Here is a 14,429-nt window from a genome sequence, read left to right on the forward strand (position 1 = left end):
GATTACGCGTCAGTGCGCGTGGCTGGGGTTTCCGGCCGGTTCTTCCTCGGTACCCGCTCCGGGCTCGCCGAGCATTGCTGCACCGACGAGAGCCTCGGGCACTCCGAAGCCGTCGACCAGCAACTCCGCATGCGGACGCAGGGTGCGGCACCGCTCGTTGATCGCGCGAGTCACTGCCTTGGAGCGCTCGGTGGACAGGTAGCGATGCTCGATGAACCAGGCCTTGTCGTCCTCGATCACCGACAGGGCGTAGAGATCGCAGACCTCCTCGAGCAGGTCCTTGGTGGTCGCATTTTCACACGACTCGATACCGGCGATGAAGGCCTCGAAGATGATGCGGTCGATGTGGGCGCTCGCAGCGTGCAGAACGTGGTCCTGTACCGCGTTGAACGCGTCGAACGAACTGCTCTCCTTCGACTTCGACTGCAGACGGCGCGCGACCGTGGACAGCAGATACTCCTCACGATCCTCGAACATCTTGACCTGGGTGCCGCGGTTGAACAGCGACCCCTCCTCTTCGTTGTCCTGACGCCGATCGAGAATGGTCTGCATGATCGCCTGCGCCGCAGTGCGTTTGACGACGCGATCGCCGACCATGTCGGCTGCGAACTTGACCCACTCGACCGGGCTCATCGACTTCACGTCGTCGGCGTACGCGGTGAGCAGTTCCTTGGCCACCAACTGCGTGAGCACGTGGTTGTCGCCCTCGAAGGTGGTGAACACATCGGTGTCGGCCTTGAGTGAGATCAGCCGGTTCTCGGCCAGGTAGCCAGCGCCGCCACATGCCTCGCGTGCTTCCTGGATCGCGGCAGTGGCGTGCCAGGTGTTGGCGGCTTTGAGGCCGGCGGCACGCGACTCGAGCTCGCGCTGCTCCTCGGCATCCGGGTTGTCCGCAGTCTGCAGCTCGTGCATCTTCGACACCAGCTCGTTCTGCGCGAACTGCAGTGCGTACGACTTGGCGATGAGCGGGAAGAGTCGACGCTGATGCACCAGGTAGTCCATGATCAGCACTTCCTGATCGGAACCGGGGGCAGCGAACTGCCTGCGCTGCAACGCATATCGCGTCGCGATGTCGAGGGCGACACGAGCTGCGGCCGCAGCGCTGCCACCGACTGTGACGCGCCCGCGGATCAACGTGCCGAGCATCGTGAAGAACCGCCTGGACGGATTCTCGATGGGGGAGGTGTACGTGCCGTCGGCAGAGACGTCGGCGTACTTGTTGAGCAGGTTGTCCCGCGGAATGCGGACATGGTCGAACATCAGTCGGCCGTTGTCCACGCCGGGGAGTCCGCCCTTGTACTGACAATCCGAGGTCGTCACGCCGGGGAGATCGTCGCCGTTCTCGTCCCGCAGCGGTACGAAGAAGCAGTGCACGCCGTGGCCCTCGGGCTCCTCGCCCGGCCCTGCGGTGATCAGCTGCGCGAAGACGGCAGCGACGGTCGCGGTCTCGGCGGCACCACCGATGTAGTCCTTGCGGGAGGACGGAGTGGGTGAGTTGATCACGAACTCGTCGGTCTTCGGGTCGTACGTCGCCGTCGTCTCGAGAGACTGCACGTCACTGCCGTGTCCGGTCTCCGTCATGGCGAAGCAACCCAGCAACTCGAGGTTGATGATCTTCGGTACGTACGCCTCGTGGTGCCGCTCGGTACCCAGGTTCTCGATGGCACCGCCGAACAGTCCCCACTGGACCCCGGCCTTGACCATCAACGACAGGTCGCTCATCGCGAGCATTTCGATCATCGTCACCGCGGCACCGACGTCTCCGGTACCGCCGTGTTCTTTCTTGAATCCGTTGTCGGCAGCCCCGGCCGCGGCGAGAAGCTTGAGCTGCTCGAGCGCCTTGGTGCGGGCGATGACGGTATTCGGTGTGTAATGCGGGCGGAACTCGTCGCGCGCGAGTTGCTTGCGCGCCTCGTTCTTCACATCACGCCAGCGGCCGTCCAGAGTGTTCCGAAGGTGATCCGTTGTGGTTGCCATACTCGACGGTAACCTTTTGCCGCGGCCCGTGAGGCCCGGAACTTCAGACCGGCCAGACGAATTCTCGGAACACGGCCCGGAAGGTCCGCCAGAAGCCGGATCTGCCGTAGGGACCGTCGTGGAACAGCGACGCGCAGTTGTCCTCCATGGCCCTGGTCACCAGGGGACTGAAGTCGGTGAACTCGCAGACCAGGAACTCTTTGAAGCCCGTCGGCCACGCCTGCTGAGCCGGTTCGTGTTGTGCCTCCACGGGCACGAGTGTAATCCAGCGGTAACACCAGTGTTACAAATTCCACTCACTTCAACAGAGCGAAAGCTTCCTGCGCAACCAGGAACGCGTAGCTGGACGGGATCAGGTCGATGGCACCGTCCGCCCGGAACTGCTCGGTGACGATCCAGTCCTGCCCCGAGGCGTCGGTTGTCAGGAACGCCGCGGCGAGGTCGCCAGGAGCGTTTCCGCCTTTGAAGCCGGAGTACGGCCACCGAGCGGGATCGAGCTGCACACCCGGGGTGATGGCCAGGATCCGACGATTCTCCTCCGCCGACGGGCCGGTCGCCAGGTACCCCACGGCCGCACACACGTCCTGCGCGTTGGCGAACCACTCCACGCCGTCGGCCGATGCCGGGTTGTCGAGAAAATTCTCGAAGTCGATGTCCAGCGGCCGGGAATCGGCTTGCTCGAGGAGTTGCTCGCGAGCGTCGGCATCCGCGTCCGCCCATTCGGAACGTAGATTCGGATTCCCGAACCCGATGACGAAGAACTGTCGGGTGTCCATCATCGGCGTCATCGCCGCGGGATCGTGATGACCCATCGTGGCGAGCTGAGCCTCGACGCGGTCCCGACCGAGGCGTTCCATCAGCAGGTCCGTGGCGGTGTTGTCGGACAGCGAGATCATCTTCTCCGCGGCCTCGCGTACCGACACCGTCGTGCCGTCGCGGCGATTCTGCAGCTCACCCGATGGCGCACTCTTGTTCTCGTCGCGGATGGTGAGCTGGTCGTCCCATCGCACGCTGCCCGCCTCGATCTCGTCGGTCAGAGCGCCGAGAACGTACAGCTTGAACACCGATCCCAGCGGAAGCATCGCGTCGGCATTGACCGAGTACACCGACTCGCACTCACCGCCGTTCAGACGAGACGCACTGTAGGAGTAATTCGGAGCCACCTTCGACAGGGCGGCATCGAGCTCGTCGAAGGACGAGATCTTCGGAGTTTCCGGACTGGCCAGAATGCCGTCGAGCGTGCCGTCGGCACCGAGAGAAGTGGTGATCGTGGCCGGAATGCCGGCGGTGGTGAAGCGAAGAACGGCGCTGTCCGGGCCGGCCTCGAAACCCGTCGCCACGTTCGGCGCCCCGGCGCGCAACTGCTCGAGAGGGGTGACGAGCCCGCCCATCGGGGCGAGTGCTGCCGCCAGCTCCGCGCCGGTGACGGCGTCCACCGCCGCCGGATCCGGGGCGGCGTCGGCGTTGATCCACTGCAGAATTCGGTCGTTGATCGCGCCCAGCGGCGTCGAGGTGTCGATCGCGAACGCCGGTGCCGTGGTGGTTGTGGGCGTCGGCGTTTCGGACGGTCCCCCGCAGGCGGACAGCGTCAGAGTTACGGCCACGACCACCCCTGCCAGTCTCGTCACGGTGCGCGTCGTCATGTCGCAATGCTAAAGGATTCGGACATTTCGCCACCCGCCCAGTCTCGGTACGGACGGTCGGGTGCTGTGGCAGTGTGCTCTGGCGTGCTGACTTCAGACGACGTCCGTCGAATAGATTCCGAGCATCTCTGGCATCCCTACAGCGGGTTTCCGTCGACGACGACACCGTTGGTCGTCGACAGCGCGTCCGGGGTTCGACTGACGTTGGCCGACGGCCGCCAACTCGTCGACGGGATGAGTTCGTGGTGGGCGGCGGTGCACGGCTACCGGCATCCGGTGCTGGACGCGGCAGCGCGAGACCAGCTCGACCGCATGAGTCACGTGATGTTCGGAGGCCTCACTCATGCGCCGGCGGCGCGATTGGCGGAGCTGCTGGTCTCGATCACGCCGGCCGGGCTGGACAAGGTGTTCCTCGCAGATTCCGGGTCCGTGTCCGTCGAAGTCGCGGTGAAGATTGCATTGCAGTACTGGCGTGGACGGGGTGAGAGCGGGCGTACGAAGTTGCTGACGTGGCGGGGCGGCTATCACGGGGACACGTTCGCGCCGATGAGTGTCTGCGATCCGGACGGCGGGATGCACAGGTTGTGGACCGGTGTGCTGGCGCAGCAGGTGTTCGCGCCCGCGCCACCCGCCGCGTCCGTTGGGGCGGGTATCGCCGCCTACGTCGCCGAGTTCGAGCAGGTGCTCGCGGCGCATTCGAACGACGTAGCCGCGATCATCGTCGAGCCGATCGTGCAGGGTGCCGGCGGAATGCGCTTCCACGACGCACGTCTGCTGCTCGCACTGCGCCGACTCGCGGACGAGTACGGCGTGCTGTTGATCTTCGATGAGATCGCCACCGGGTTCGGCCGCACCGGTGAGCTGTTCGCCGCCGATCACGCGGGCATCGCACCCGACATCATGTGTGTCGGCAAAGCGTTGACCGGCGGCTACATGACGCTGGCGGCGACGCTGTGCACCACCGAGGTGGCGGAGACGGTGTCGAGCGGTGAGGCGGGCGGTCTGATGCACGGGCCCACGTTCATGGGCAATCCACTGGCCTGCGCGATCGCGGTGGCGTCGGTGGAGCTGCTGCTCTCGCGTGACTGGCGCGCCGAGGTCGCCGCCGTCGCAGACGTGCTGACCGAACGGCTCGAGCCGGCCCGGTCGCTCCCGGGCGTGGCCGACGTGCGCGTGCTCGGCGGAATCGGGGTGATCGAACTGACCGGCGCGGTCGACATGGCACGTGCGACGGCCGTCGCCGTGGACGCAGGTGTGTGGCTGCGGCCGTTCGGCAGGTTGGTCTATGCGATGCCGCCGTATGTCTGTACCGAGGCCGATGTGGCAGCCATCGCCGACGCCATGGTGGCGGTGGCGCGCGACCATACTTGAACACCCATACTTGAACACTGTTCAAGTATGGTCGTGGACATGAGTGCACTCGATTGGCTCGACGCCGCCGCATACGACCGTCGCGCGGCCGGGCTCGAGCGCGTCGTCCACGCTCGCAGTCCCGAGGATTCGACACTCGACCTGGCGTCGAACGACTACCTCGGCCTGTCTCGACATCCGCACGTCGTCGACGCGGCCTGCGCGGCCACGCGTCGGTGGGGCGCCGGGTCCACCGGATCTCGACTGGTCACCGGCACGACCACCGCCCACGAACAGCTCGAGCAGGACCTTGCCGACTTCGTCGGTGCCGAGACCGGACTGGTCTTCTCGTCCGGCTACACCGCCAATATCGGAGTCGTCACCGCGCTCGCCGACCGCGACTCCGTCGTGATCTCGGACGCCGCGTCGCACGCGTCGTTGATCGATGCCTGCCGTCTGTCTCGGGCGCGGGTGGCCGTGGCGCGGCATCGCGATGTCGAGCACGTCGAGCAGTTTCTCCGCAAACGAACGGAACCCCGCGCGCTCGTGGTGACCGACTCGATCTTCAGCGCCGACGGCGATCTCGCGCCGCTGCACGAGCTGTACGCGGCCTGCCGGAGATGGAACGCGGTGCTGGTCGTCGACGAAGCCCACGGGCTGGGCGTCCGAGGTGACGGTGGGCGCGGTGCCGTGCACGACGCCGGTGTGGCGGGACTGCCGGACCTGGTGATCACCGCGACGCTGTCCAAGGCGCTCGGATCGCAGGGCGGGGTGGTGCTCGGGCCGGCGTCGGTACGGCACCAGGTACTGCACAGTGCGCGCAGCTTCGTCTTCGATACCGCACTCGCCCCGGCCGCGGTCGGCGCGGCATCGGCAGCGCTGGCGGTGCTGCGCAGCGAACCCGATCGGGTCGCTGCGATCGGTCGGCGGGCAGGGCAATTGGCCGCGGCCGCCGGTGTTTCGCCGACGGCGTCGGCGGTGGTTCCGGTAGTACTCGGCGACGCCGTGCGTGCCGTCCGCGCGGCCGGGGAGTGTCTTGACCTGGGCGTGCACGTCGGGTGCTTTCGGCCGCCGTCGGTTCCCGCGAACGCATCTCGGCTGCGCTTGACCGCGCGCGCCGACCTCAGCGACACCGATATCGACCGTGCCACGTCCGTTCTCTCGACGGTGTTGCGTGCGGCGGTGTCGGGATGACGGTTCTTCTCGTCACCGGAACGTCGACCGGCGTCGGCAAGACCGTGGTGACCGCGGCGCTCGCGGCCGCAACCCGGGCACATGGACGGACGGTGGCGGTGTGCAAACCGGCGCAGACCGGAGTCGGTGACGACGGCCTGGACGAGTCGGATATGGATGTGGTGGAACGTCTTTCGGGAGTCCGCGGAATCGAGCTGGCGCGGTACCCCGAGCCACTCGCGCCCGACGTCGCAGCACGCCGTTCGGGTCGGTCGATGCTCGAACTCGACCACGTCGTCGACGCGGTGCGAGTGCTCGACGAGGCCCACGATCTCGTCGTGGTCGAGGGTGCGGGCGGGGTAGCGGTGCGCCTGGGTGCCGGCGGGTTCACTGCACTCGATGTCGCCGGTGCCGTCGGCGCACCGGTCCTGATCGTGGCAGGGGCGGAGCTGGGGACGCTCAACCACAGCGCGCTGACCGTCGCCGCGGTGCGCGCAGCGGGTGTGGCATGTGCGGGCCTGGTGATCGGATCGTGGCCGGCCGAACCCGATCTGGCGGCGCGGGTCAACGTGGAGGAGTTGCCGCTCGTGACGGGCGTCGAGCTGCTGGCGTGTGTGCCGAACGGGGCCGCCGCGCTGGACGCAAAGAACTTCGGTGCGCTCGCCTGGACGATGTTCGGCGAGTTTGCCGGCTCATTACTCGGGTAACCGGCTCGGAACGTCTGCCACTTCGGCAGTCGGAACAGATCGGGAGTTCCATCATGAGCACCGCAGTGTGGATCATCGTTGCAGTAGTAGTCGTAGTGTTGGTCGTTGCCGTCGCCCTGGTTGTGGCACGCAAGGGCAAAGAGCGAAAGAGGCTGGAAGCGAACCACCTTCGCGAGAAGGCGGCCGATCAGGCGACCGTCGTCGAGGAGCGTGAACTGCAGGCCCGCGAGAGCGAGGCCAAGGCACGTCGCGCCCAGGCGGAGGCGGACGTCAAAGCTGCCGAGGCAGAGAAACTTGCTCAGCAGGCCCAGTCTCACCAGGGAGTCGCGGCGGCATCGCGCGACGAAGTGAACTCACAGTTCGAGCGCGCGAACCACATCGATCCGGATGTGAAGGGCGACCGCAAGGTGACCGGTGACCACAACGTCGGCCGCGACGCGGGCGTGGATCGGGACTTCGGTGCGCAGCACAACGCGAATGTCGATCGGAACGCGAGTGCCGATCGGAACGCGAGTACCGACCGGTCCGAGGCAGGACCGCATGGCGTGACCGGTAATCCGGACCTGCCCCCGACGGCAGCCCGGCACGAGCGGAACTAGCTCGTCGAGGTATTGGGCAGTTCGAGTTCGACCACGTCGTGCTCGCCCAGGTTCGGACGCTCGTGGGTGACCTTCGCCTTGGCGTAGGCCAGCAGGGTCGACACCTTCGAGCCCGGGGTGGACCAGTACTCGGCACCTTCGGCGGCCACGTGGATCAGAGCGACCTCACGTGAATCGGGGTTCTTCTCGAACCACGCGGCCGCCCGAGAATTCCACAGCTCCTCCGCCTTGGCCTTGTTCTCGACGACCGCAGCAGTACCGGACAGTGACACCCAACCCTGACCGGATTGGAACGAGACGTTGACCGTCGGGTCGGCGGCGATGTCGCGTACCTTTCTGGAGTCCTGCGCTGCGAAAAACCACAGGTCCCCGTCGAACTCCGCTTCCTGCAGTGCCATCGGACGCGAGATGAGGTGGCCGTCCAGGCCCACGGTGGTGAACATGCACAGTCCGGCTTCGGACATCAATTCGGCGACCTTGGTGACGCCATCGGTGTTTGTCATCGAAAGTAAATACCCGGGGCGGGGGTCTTCAATCGCCGAAACCAGGCCGACTCCCTGTTTCGGTGATTATTACGCCCTGTAGTTGGTGATTTCGCAGAACCTGGGACACTGGAAGTCGTGACTGTTCCTGACGGCAACGACGCCCCCGTATCGGCCCAACTCTTCGCCCGCGCGAGCACAGTGATTCCAGGTGGCGTCAACTCTCCGGTGCGTGCGTTCGCATCGGTCGGCGGCACTCCACGCTTCATCACGCAGGCCAGCGGATACACGATGACCGACGCGGACGGGAAGTCCTACGTCGACCTCATCTCGTCCTGGGGTCCGATGATCCACGGACACGCGCATCCGGCCATCGTCGAGGCAGTCCAGAAGGCGGCCGCAACCGGACTGTCGTTCGGCGCACCCACCGAGCGCGAAATCGAACTCGCCGAGGAAATCGTGCGCCGCGTCGGCCCCGTCGACCAGGTTCGCCTTGTGAATTCGGGCACAGAGGCCACGATGAGCGCGGTGCGTCTGGCGCGCGGCTTCACCGGCCGCACCAAGATCCTCAAATTCTCCGGCTGCTACCACGGCCACGTCGACGCCCTACTGGCCGACGCGGGCTCGGGACTGGCCACCTTCGGACTGCCGACGTCACCCGGAGTGACCGGCGCTCAGGCGTCGGACACCATCGTCGTTCCCTACAACGACCTCGACGCCGTCACCGCCGCGTTCGACGCCAATCCCGGCGAGATCGCGTGCATCATCACCGAGGCCGCCGCGGGCAACATGGGCGCGATCCCGCCGGTCACCGGCTTCAACGAGGGACTACGCCGACTCGCGACCGAGCGCGGCGCATTGCTGATCATGGACGAGGTGATGACCGGATTCCGTGTCAGCGCCGCAGGCTGGTACGGCATCGACGGTGTCGCCGGCGACCTCTACACCTTCGGCAAGGTCATGTCCGGCGGGCTACCGGCCGCAGCATTCGGTGGCCGCGCGGACGTCATGGCCTACCTCGCACCGGCCGGGCCGGTGTACCAGGCGGGCACCCTCAGCGGAAACCCCGTCGCCGTCGCAGCCGGCCTGACGAGCCTGCAACTGGCCGACGCCGCCGTCTACGAGAAGCTGCAGACCAACTCACAGCGACTCGGAACACTGCTCGGCGATGCTCTCACCGCCGAAGGCGTCCACCACCACGTGCAGTTCGCGGGCACTATGGTGAGTGTGTTCTTCGCCGATGGACCCGTCACCGACTACGCGCAGGCCAAGGCTGCCCAGACGTGGCGCTACCCGGCGTTCTTCCACGCGTTCCTCTCTCGCGGGGTGTACCCGCCGCCGAGCGCATTCGAGGCATGGTTCGTCTCGGCTGCTCTCGACGACCGAGCTTTCGAGATCATCGCCGACGCGGCCCCGGCTGCCGCGAAGGCTGCGGCAGCCGCTGTAGCACCACTGTGACGTCCACTCAGAAGTGATCACCACCCGACTAGCGAGAAACAGGACCCCGACGTGACCGAGGCCCCCGCAACACATCCGCACTCGACGACGCGCACCATCGTGCACGTCCTCCGGCACGGCGAGGTGCACAACCCCAAGGGCATCCTCTACGGGCGGCTGCCCGGCTTCAAGCTGTCGGTCACCGGCCAGTCCCAGGCCAAGGCCGTCGCAGATGCGCTCGCCGGTCACGACATCACCCACGTCGTCGCGTCGCCGTTGCAACGCGCCCAGGAGACTGCCGCCCCGATCGCGGCAGCCCACGGCCTGACGGTGTCCGAGGACGAGAACCTCATCGAGGCGGGTAACGAGTTCGAGGGGCTGCGCGTTGCCGTCGGCGACGGAGCCCTGCGTAGGCCTCGGCACTGGTGGAAGCTGCGCGACCCGTTCACCCCGTCCTGGGGCGAGCCGTATCTGCAGATCGCGCACCGCATGCTCGCGGCCGTCAACGCGGCCAGAGTCGCAGCCGTCGGGCACGAGGCCGTCTGCGTGAGCCACCAACTCCCGGTCTGGACGCTGCGCCGGTTCCTCCAGGGCGACCGGCTCTGGCACGACCCGCGCAATCGCCAGTGTGGACTCGCATCGCTGACGTCACTGGTCTACGAGGGCGATCAGCTCGTCGATCTCGTCTACTCCGAGCCAGCAGGAGCATCCGACCCGAGGATCACCGGTGCGTAGGTTACTGCTCGCGGTTTCCGCTGTGGCCCTCGTCGCCGGCTGTTCGACCGGCACCGACGCGGTTGCTCAGGGCGGAACCTTCCAGTTCGTCTCGCCCGGCGGAAAGACCGAGATCTTCTACGATCCGCCGTCCGACCGCGGCGCACTCGGCGAACTCTCCGGGCCCGACCTCATGACCGAGGGCAAGACGACCTCGCTGTCGGACTACGAGGGTGACGTCGTCGTCCTCAACGTCTGGGGTCAGTGGTGCGGACCGTGCCGCGGAGAAGCGGACGACCTCGAGAAGGTCTACGAGGCCACCAAGGCCTCCGGCGTCGAATTCCTCGGCATCAACGTGCGCGACGAATCACAGACCGCAGCACAGGATTTCGTCGTCAGCAACAACGTCACGTACTCCTCGATCTACGACCCGCCGATGCGCACCCTGACCGCGCTCGGTGGCGTTCCGACCTCCGTCATTCCGACGACCATCGTGCTCGATCGACAGCACCGCGTCGCCGCCGTGTTCCTGCGTGAACTGCTCGTCGAGGACCTGCAGCCCGTCGTCGAGCGCGTGGCAGCCGAGGAGCCTGTGCAGCCGTGAGCGAGATGTACCTAGCCGGCGTCGGCGCGAGTTTCCAGGAAGCTGCGGCCTCCGGGCCGCTGATTCTGGCCCTCGGAGCCTGCGTCCTGGCCGGGCTCGTCTCCTTCGCATCACCGTGCGTCGTACCGCTGGTTCCGGGATATCTGTCGTACCTCGCCGGGGTCGTCGGAGCCGACGCACCGGCGGTCAGCGCCGACGAAGCGGCCGTCAAGACGAAGGTGCGCAGCGGTCGGCTGCGCGTCGCGGGAGCCGCGGGGCTGTTCGTCCTCGGATTCACCGTGGTGTTCGTTCTCGCCACCGCGTCGGTGTTCGGCGCAATTTCGGTACTGGCGATCAACCGCGAACTGCTCATGCGAATCGGCGGCGTCGTCACCATCGCCATGGGCCTGGTGTTCGTCGGACTGATTCCCGCGCTGCAGCGCGATGTGCGGTTCGAGCCGAAGCAGATCGGCTCCCTCGCCGGAGCGCCCTTGCTCGGGGGAGTGTTCGCACTCGGCTGGACCCCGTGCCTCGGGCCCACCCTCGCCGGCGTCATCTCGCTCGCCGCGGGCACCGACGGTGCCACGGCTGCGCGCGGAGTCACCCTCATCGTGGCGTACTGCCTCGGTCTGGGATTGCCGTTCGTCATCCTCGCGTTCGGATCGGTCAGCGCACTGCGAGGCGTCGGCTGGCTACGTACACACGCACGACAGATACAGGTGTTCGGCGGAATCATGTTGATAGCGGTAGGAATTGCACTGGTCACCGGTGCCTGGGATCAATTCGTCGGCTGGGTGCGCGACGCCTTCGTCTCCGATGTGGTGTTGCCGATATGACCACCGAGACCGAGGAGCGGACAGAAGCGTCGCCGCCGCACAAGCAATCCGTACTCGGTAAGGCCGTGGCCGTGGTGCGCAACACCTGGCGCGGGCTCACCAGTATGCGGACCGCACTGGTGCTGCTGTTCCTGCTGGCCTTCGCCGCCGTGCCCGGTGCCCTGGTACCGCAACGCAGCCTCAACGCGGGCAAGGTCGACCAATACATCGCCGACCGTCCGACCCTCGGCCCCATCATGGACAAGCTCGAACTGTTCGACGTGTTCGGCAGCTTCTGGTTCACCGCGATCTACGCACTACTGTTCGTCTCCCTGATCGGCTGCATCCTGCCGCGGTGCATCGAGCACGCAAAACAGTTGCGCACCAAGCCCGTTCGTGCGCCGCGGAACCTCTCGCGCCTGCCGCACCACACCCGGTACGACGTCGCCGGAGGACCCGAGGAGATCGCAGCCCAGGTCCGTACTCAGCTGCGTGGGTGGCGCGTCGCGCAACGGTCCGAGGGCAGCGGGGCAGTGACGCTCTCGGCGGAGAAGGGCTACGTTCGCGAACTCGGCAACCTCGTGTTCCACCTCTCGCTCGTCGGACTGTTGGCCGCGATCGCCATGGGCAAGCTGCTCGGCTACGAGGGAAACCGCATCGTCATCGCCGACGACGGCCCCGGATTCTGCACTTCCACGCCCGCCAACTACGACTCGTTCCGGGCGGGCAACCTCGTCGACGGCACCGACCTCGAGCCGTTGTGCTTGCGAGTCAAGGATTTTCAGGCGGACTACCTCGACAACGGCCAGGCGGAAATGTTCACCTCGAACATCCAGTACCAGGCCGGCGAAGATCTGGCGAACGACGACTGGCAGGACGACCGACTGCAGGTCAACCATCCGCTGCGGGTCGCGGGCGACCGCGTCTACCTGCAGGGCCACGGCTACGCGCCCACGTTCACGGTGACGTTCCCGAACGGCGAGACCCGCACCGACACCATCCAATGGCAGCCGACGGACGCGACCACATTCCTCTCCAGCGGGGTACTGCGAGTCGACCCACCCGGTGGCCTCTACCCCGACGCGCTGGACCGGCGTAAGAACCAGATCGCCATCGAAGGACTGTTCGCCCCGACGGCGTCGTTCCACGGCAGTCTGCTGTCGTCGAGCTTCCCGGCGATGAACGACCCCGCCGTCGCCATCGACATCTACAAAGGCGACACCGGACTCGACACGGGACTCCCGCAGTCCATCTTCTCGCTCGATCAGGAAATGATCGCCCAGGGCAGGCTCGTCAAGCAGGACCGCGTCAACCTCATGCCCGGGGAGTCGGCCACACTCAGCGACGGCACCGTCGTCAGATTCGACGGGGCGAAGGAATTCGTCAACCTGCAGGTCTCGCACGACCCGGCTCAGACCTGGGTCCTGGTGTTCGCGCTGACGATGATGGGCGGACTGCTCGTCTCACTGGTGATCAAACGTCGCAGAATCTGGGTCCGACTCACCGCCGACGGCGACTCACGACGTACTGTAGTAGAACTCGGCGGACTTGCACGCACCGATCAGGCGGGGTGGGGCGAAGAGTTCGACCGCCTGTGCACCCGCCTGCTCGGCGACACCTCGAAACAGGAGAACTGACCGATGCCGATCAACGAGACACTCTCGCAGTACAGCGACTGGTCGTTCGAATCAGCCTTCACCATTTACGTGCTCGCATTCGTCCTGCTCATCGCCCAGTACGCCTCCGCCAAGGCGACGGCCGCTCAGGCCAAGGAACTCGTCGGTGCCGGAGCCCCCGTGACCGCGTCGTCGGTGGCTGCGTCCTCCGGCCCGGGACGCGTCATCGAGGCACCCAAGCGCCCGCTGTCCGAACGCCTCGCAGGTATGGGCTTCGCGCTGCTCGCACCGGCCCTCGTCCTACACATCGCCTCGGTCGTGCTCCGCGGATTCGCCACCCACCGATTCCCGCTGGGCAACATGTACGAGTTCGTCACCATGGCAACCGCTGCCGCAGCACTGACCTCCGTGGTGGTGCTGCGCAAGAAGACGATGCGCCCGATGCTGGTGTTCGTCCTCGCACCCATCATCGTGCTGATGTTCTTCGCCGCCACCAAGCTCTACGCCGATGCCGCACCCGTCGTCCCGGCACTGCGCTCCTACTGGCTGCCCATCCACGTCACCATCGTCAGCGTCGGCAGCGGCATCCTGCTGGTCTCCGGTGTCGCGAGCCTGCTGTTCCTGCTGCGCATCAAACAGCCCCTCGGCGAGGAAAGCGTGGGATTCTGGGGCCGCTTCGCCTCCAAGCTCCCTGACGCCCAAGCCCTCGACCGACTCGCCTACAAGACGACCATCGTCGCCTTCCCGCTGTTCGGAGCCGGCGTCATCCTCGGCGCGATCTGGGCCGAGGCCGCATGGGGACGTTTCTGGGGCTGGGACCCCAAAGAAACGATGTCCTTCATCACGTGGATCATCTACGCCGCTTACTTGCACGCCCGCGCCACCTCCGGCTGGCGAAACACCCGCGCCGCGTGGATCAACGTCGGTGGATTCACTGCCATGCTGTTCAACCTCTTCATCATCAACATGGTCGTCTCCGGTCTGCACAGCTACGCAGGACTGAACTGACCTCTGCGCGTTCCACACGCTCCGCTGCCGACGCGCAGCTGGTAGCGTCCGATCCGGCTCGATGGGGGAGACATCCGAGCCGGCACTCGACGCGGGACGCACAGTGGGGGGAAATCGGTCATGGCCGATCGGCACGGAAACAATTGGCAACCCGTCCGACCGATGGACGACGACGAACCCCCGAACACGCCGGAGCCGGTGGTGACCGAGACCCCGGTTCCCGGGCCTGCCGGGGTTGGGGAAGTTTCGGGGGTTGCGGGGTCTGCCGAGCCTGCGGGGTCTGCTGAGACTGCGGGGCCTTATCGGGTTGTGGGGGAGTCTCGGG

The 14,429-nt window shown here is 66.4% G+C and carries 14 protein-coding genes; 10 read left to right on the forward strand and 4 right to left on the reverse strand.

Going from position 1 to position 14,429, the window contains the following annotated elements; all coding sequences use genetic code 11:
- Positions 1-9 precede the first annotated feature (9 nt).
- Genes VF34_RS01085 through VF34_RS01095 form a run of 3 tightly spaced genes read right to left on the reverse strand, consistent with a single transcriptional unit; the run spans position 10 to position 3,620 of the window.
- On the reverse strand, positions 10-1,977 hold the full coding sequence (locus VF34_RS01085) for an acyl-CoA dehydrogenase family protein (protein WP_045840649.1): 1,968 nt from the start codon (positions 1,975-1,977) through the stop codon (positions 10-12).
- A gap of 43 nt (positions 1,978-2,020) precedes the next feature.
- Positions 2,021-2,227 (reverse strand): hypothetical protein, encoded by a 207-nt coding sequence (locus VF34_RS01090; protein ID WP_027498338.1) that lies wholly within the window; start codon positions 2,225-2,227, stop codon positions 2,021-2,023.
- 46 nt (positions 2,228-2,273) lie between these two features.
- Positions 2,274-3,620 (reverse strand): serine hydrolase, encoded by a 1,347-nt coding sequence (locus tag VF34_RS01095; protein WP_052718538.1) that lies wholly within the window; start codon positions 3,618-3,620, stop codon positions 2,274-2,276.
- Positions 3,621-3,692: 72 nt separating this feature from the next.
- Here VF34_RS01095 and VF34_RS01100 point away from each other — a divergent pair, with 72 nt between their 5' ends.
- The 4 genes from VF34_RS01100 to VF34_RS24170 are packed head-to-tail and all read left to right on the forward strand — an operon-like array spanning position 3,693 to position 7,449.
- The gene (locus VF34_RS01100) at positions 3,693-4,991 is read left to right on the forward strand and encodes an adenosylmethionine--8-amino-7-oxononanoate transaminase (protein WP_045840675.1); all 1,299 of its coding nucleotides are present in this window, start codon (positions 3,693-3,695) and stop codon (positions 4,989-4,991) included.
- Positions 4,992-5,030: 39 nt separating this feature from the next.
- Entirely contained in the window at positions 5,031-6,164 is a 1,134-nt protein-coding gene (locus VF34_RS01105; protein ID WP_045840676.1) for an 8-amino-7-oxononanoate synthase, read from the forward strand.
- Positions 6,161-6,850 (forward strand): dethiobiotin synthase, encoded by a 690-nt coding sequence (bioD, locus tag VF34_RS01110; RefSeq protein WP_045840650.1) that lies wholly within the window; start codon positions 6,161-6,163, stop codon positions 6,848-6,850. The genes VF34_RS01105 and bioD overlap by 4 nt, the downstream gene beginning before the upstream one ends.
- A 53-nt stretch (positions 6,851-6,903) precedes the next feature.
- A complete protein-coding gene (locus VF34_RS24170) occupies positions 6,904-7,449 on the forward strand; it encodes a hypothetical protein (protein WP_052718539.1) in 546 nt (181 codons plus the stop codon).
- On the opposite strand, the gene VF34_RS01120 is transcribed toward VF34_RS24170, so the two are convergent.
- Positions 7,446-7,952, reverse strand: a complete 507-nt coding sequence (locus VF34_RS01120) for a pyridoxamine 5'-phosphate oxidase family protein (protein ID WP_045840651.1) — start codon at positions 7,950-7,952, stop codon at positions 7,446-7,448. The two genes, VF34_RS24170 and VF34_RS01120, sit on opposite strands and share 4 nt — an antisense overlap.
- Before the next feature lie 117 nt (positions 7,953-8,069).
- On the opposite strand from VF34_RS01120, the gene hemL reads away from it, so the two are divergent.
- The 6 genes from hemL to ccsB are packed head-to-tail and all read left to right on the forward strand — an operon-like array spanning position 8,070 to position 14,104.
- A complete protein-coding gene (hemL, locus tag VF34_RS01125) occupies positions 8,070-9,389 on the forward strand; it encodes a glutamate-1-semialdehyde 2,1-aminomutase (RefSeq protein WP_032365224.1) in 1,320 nt (439 codons plus the stop codon).
- A gap of 51 nt (positions 9,390-9,440) precedes the next feature.
- Complete coding sequence (locus tag VF34_RS01130; RefSeq protein ID WP_027498332.1) at positions 9,441-10,103, forward strand: histidine phosphatase family protein; 663 nt, start codon at positions 9,441-9,443, stop codon at positions 10,101-10,103.
- On the forward strand, positions 10,096-10,686 hold the full coding sequence (locus VF34_RS01135) for a TlpA disulfide reductase family protein (protein ID WP_045840652.1): 591 nt from the start codon (positions 10,096-10,098) through the stop codon (positions 10,684-10,686). Before VF34_RS01130 ends, VF34_RS01135 begins: the two co-directional genes overlap by 8 nt.
- A gap of 5 nt (positions 10,687-10,691) precedes the next feature.
- Positions 10,692-11,501, forward strand: coding sequence for a cytochrome c biogenesis CcdA family protein (locus tag VF34_RS01140; protein ID WP_032365436.1), 810 nt, complete (start codon positions 10,692-10,694; stop codon positions 11,499-11,501).
- Positions 11,498-13,117 carry a cytochrome c biogenesis protein ResB gene (resB, locus tag VF34_RS01145; RefSeq protein ID WP_045840653.1) on the forward strand — a complete coding sequence of 540 codons (1,620 nt, stop codon included), beginning with the start codon at positions 11,498-11,500 and terminating at the stop codon, positions 13,115-13,117. The genes VF34_RS01140 and resB overlap by 4 nt, the downstream gene beginning before the upstream one ends.
- Before the next feature lie 3 nt (positions 13,118-13,120).
- Positions 13,121-14,104 carry a c-type cytochrome biogenesis protein CcsB gene (gene ccsB, locus VF34_RS01150; RefSeq protein WP_032375566.1) on the forward strand — a complete coding sequence of 328 codons (984 nt, stop codon included), beginning with the start codon at positions 13,121-13,123 and terminating at the stop codon, positions 14,102-14,104.
- Positions 14,105-14,429: the final 325 nt, after the last annotated feature.

Origin of the sequence: Rhodococcus sp. PML026 (genome assembly GCF_000963615.1) — a bacterium.
Classification (GTDB): Bacteria; Actinomycetota; Actinomycetes; order Mycobacteriales; family Mycobacteriaceae; genus Rhodococcoides; species Rhodococcoides fascians.

Coding starts and splice junctions, on each gene's coding strand:
- VF34_RS01085 (WP_045840649.1), bottom strand. CDS start 1,977: ATGGCAACCACAACGGATCACCTTCGGAACACTCTGGACGGCCGCTGG.
- VF34_RS01095 (WP_052718538.1), bottom strand. CDS start 3,620: ATGACGACGCGCACCGTGACGAGACTGGCAGGGGTGGTCGTGGCCGTA.
- VF34_RS01105 (WP_045840676.1), top strand. CDS start 5,031: ATGAGTGCACTCGATTGGCTCGACGCCGCCGCATACGACCGTCGCGCG.
- bioD (WP_045840650.1), top strand. CDS start 6,161: ATGACGGTTCTTCTCGTCACCGGAACGTCGACCGGCGTCGGCAAGACC.
- VF34_RS24170 (WP_052718539.1), top strand. CDS start 6,904: ATGAGCACCGCAGTGTGGATCATCGTTGCAGTAGTAGTCGTAGTGTTG.
- VF34_RS01120 (WP_045840651.1), bottom strand. CDS start 7,952: ATGACAAACACCGATGGCGTCACCAAGGTCGCCGAATTGATGTCCGAA.
- VF34_RS01140 (WP_032365436.1), top strand. CDS start 10,692: ATGTACCTAGCCGGCGTCGGCGCGAGTTTCCAGGAAGCTGCGGCCTCC.
- resB (WP_045840653.1), top strand. CDS start 11,498: ATGACCACCGAGACCGAGGAGCGGACAGAAGCGTCGCCGCCGCACAAG.
- ccsB (WP_032375566.1), top strand. CDS start 13,121: ATGCCGATCAACGAGACACTCTCGCAGTACAGCGACTGGTCGTTCGAA.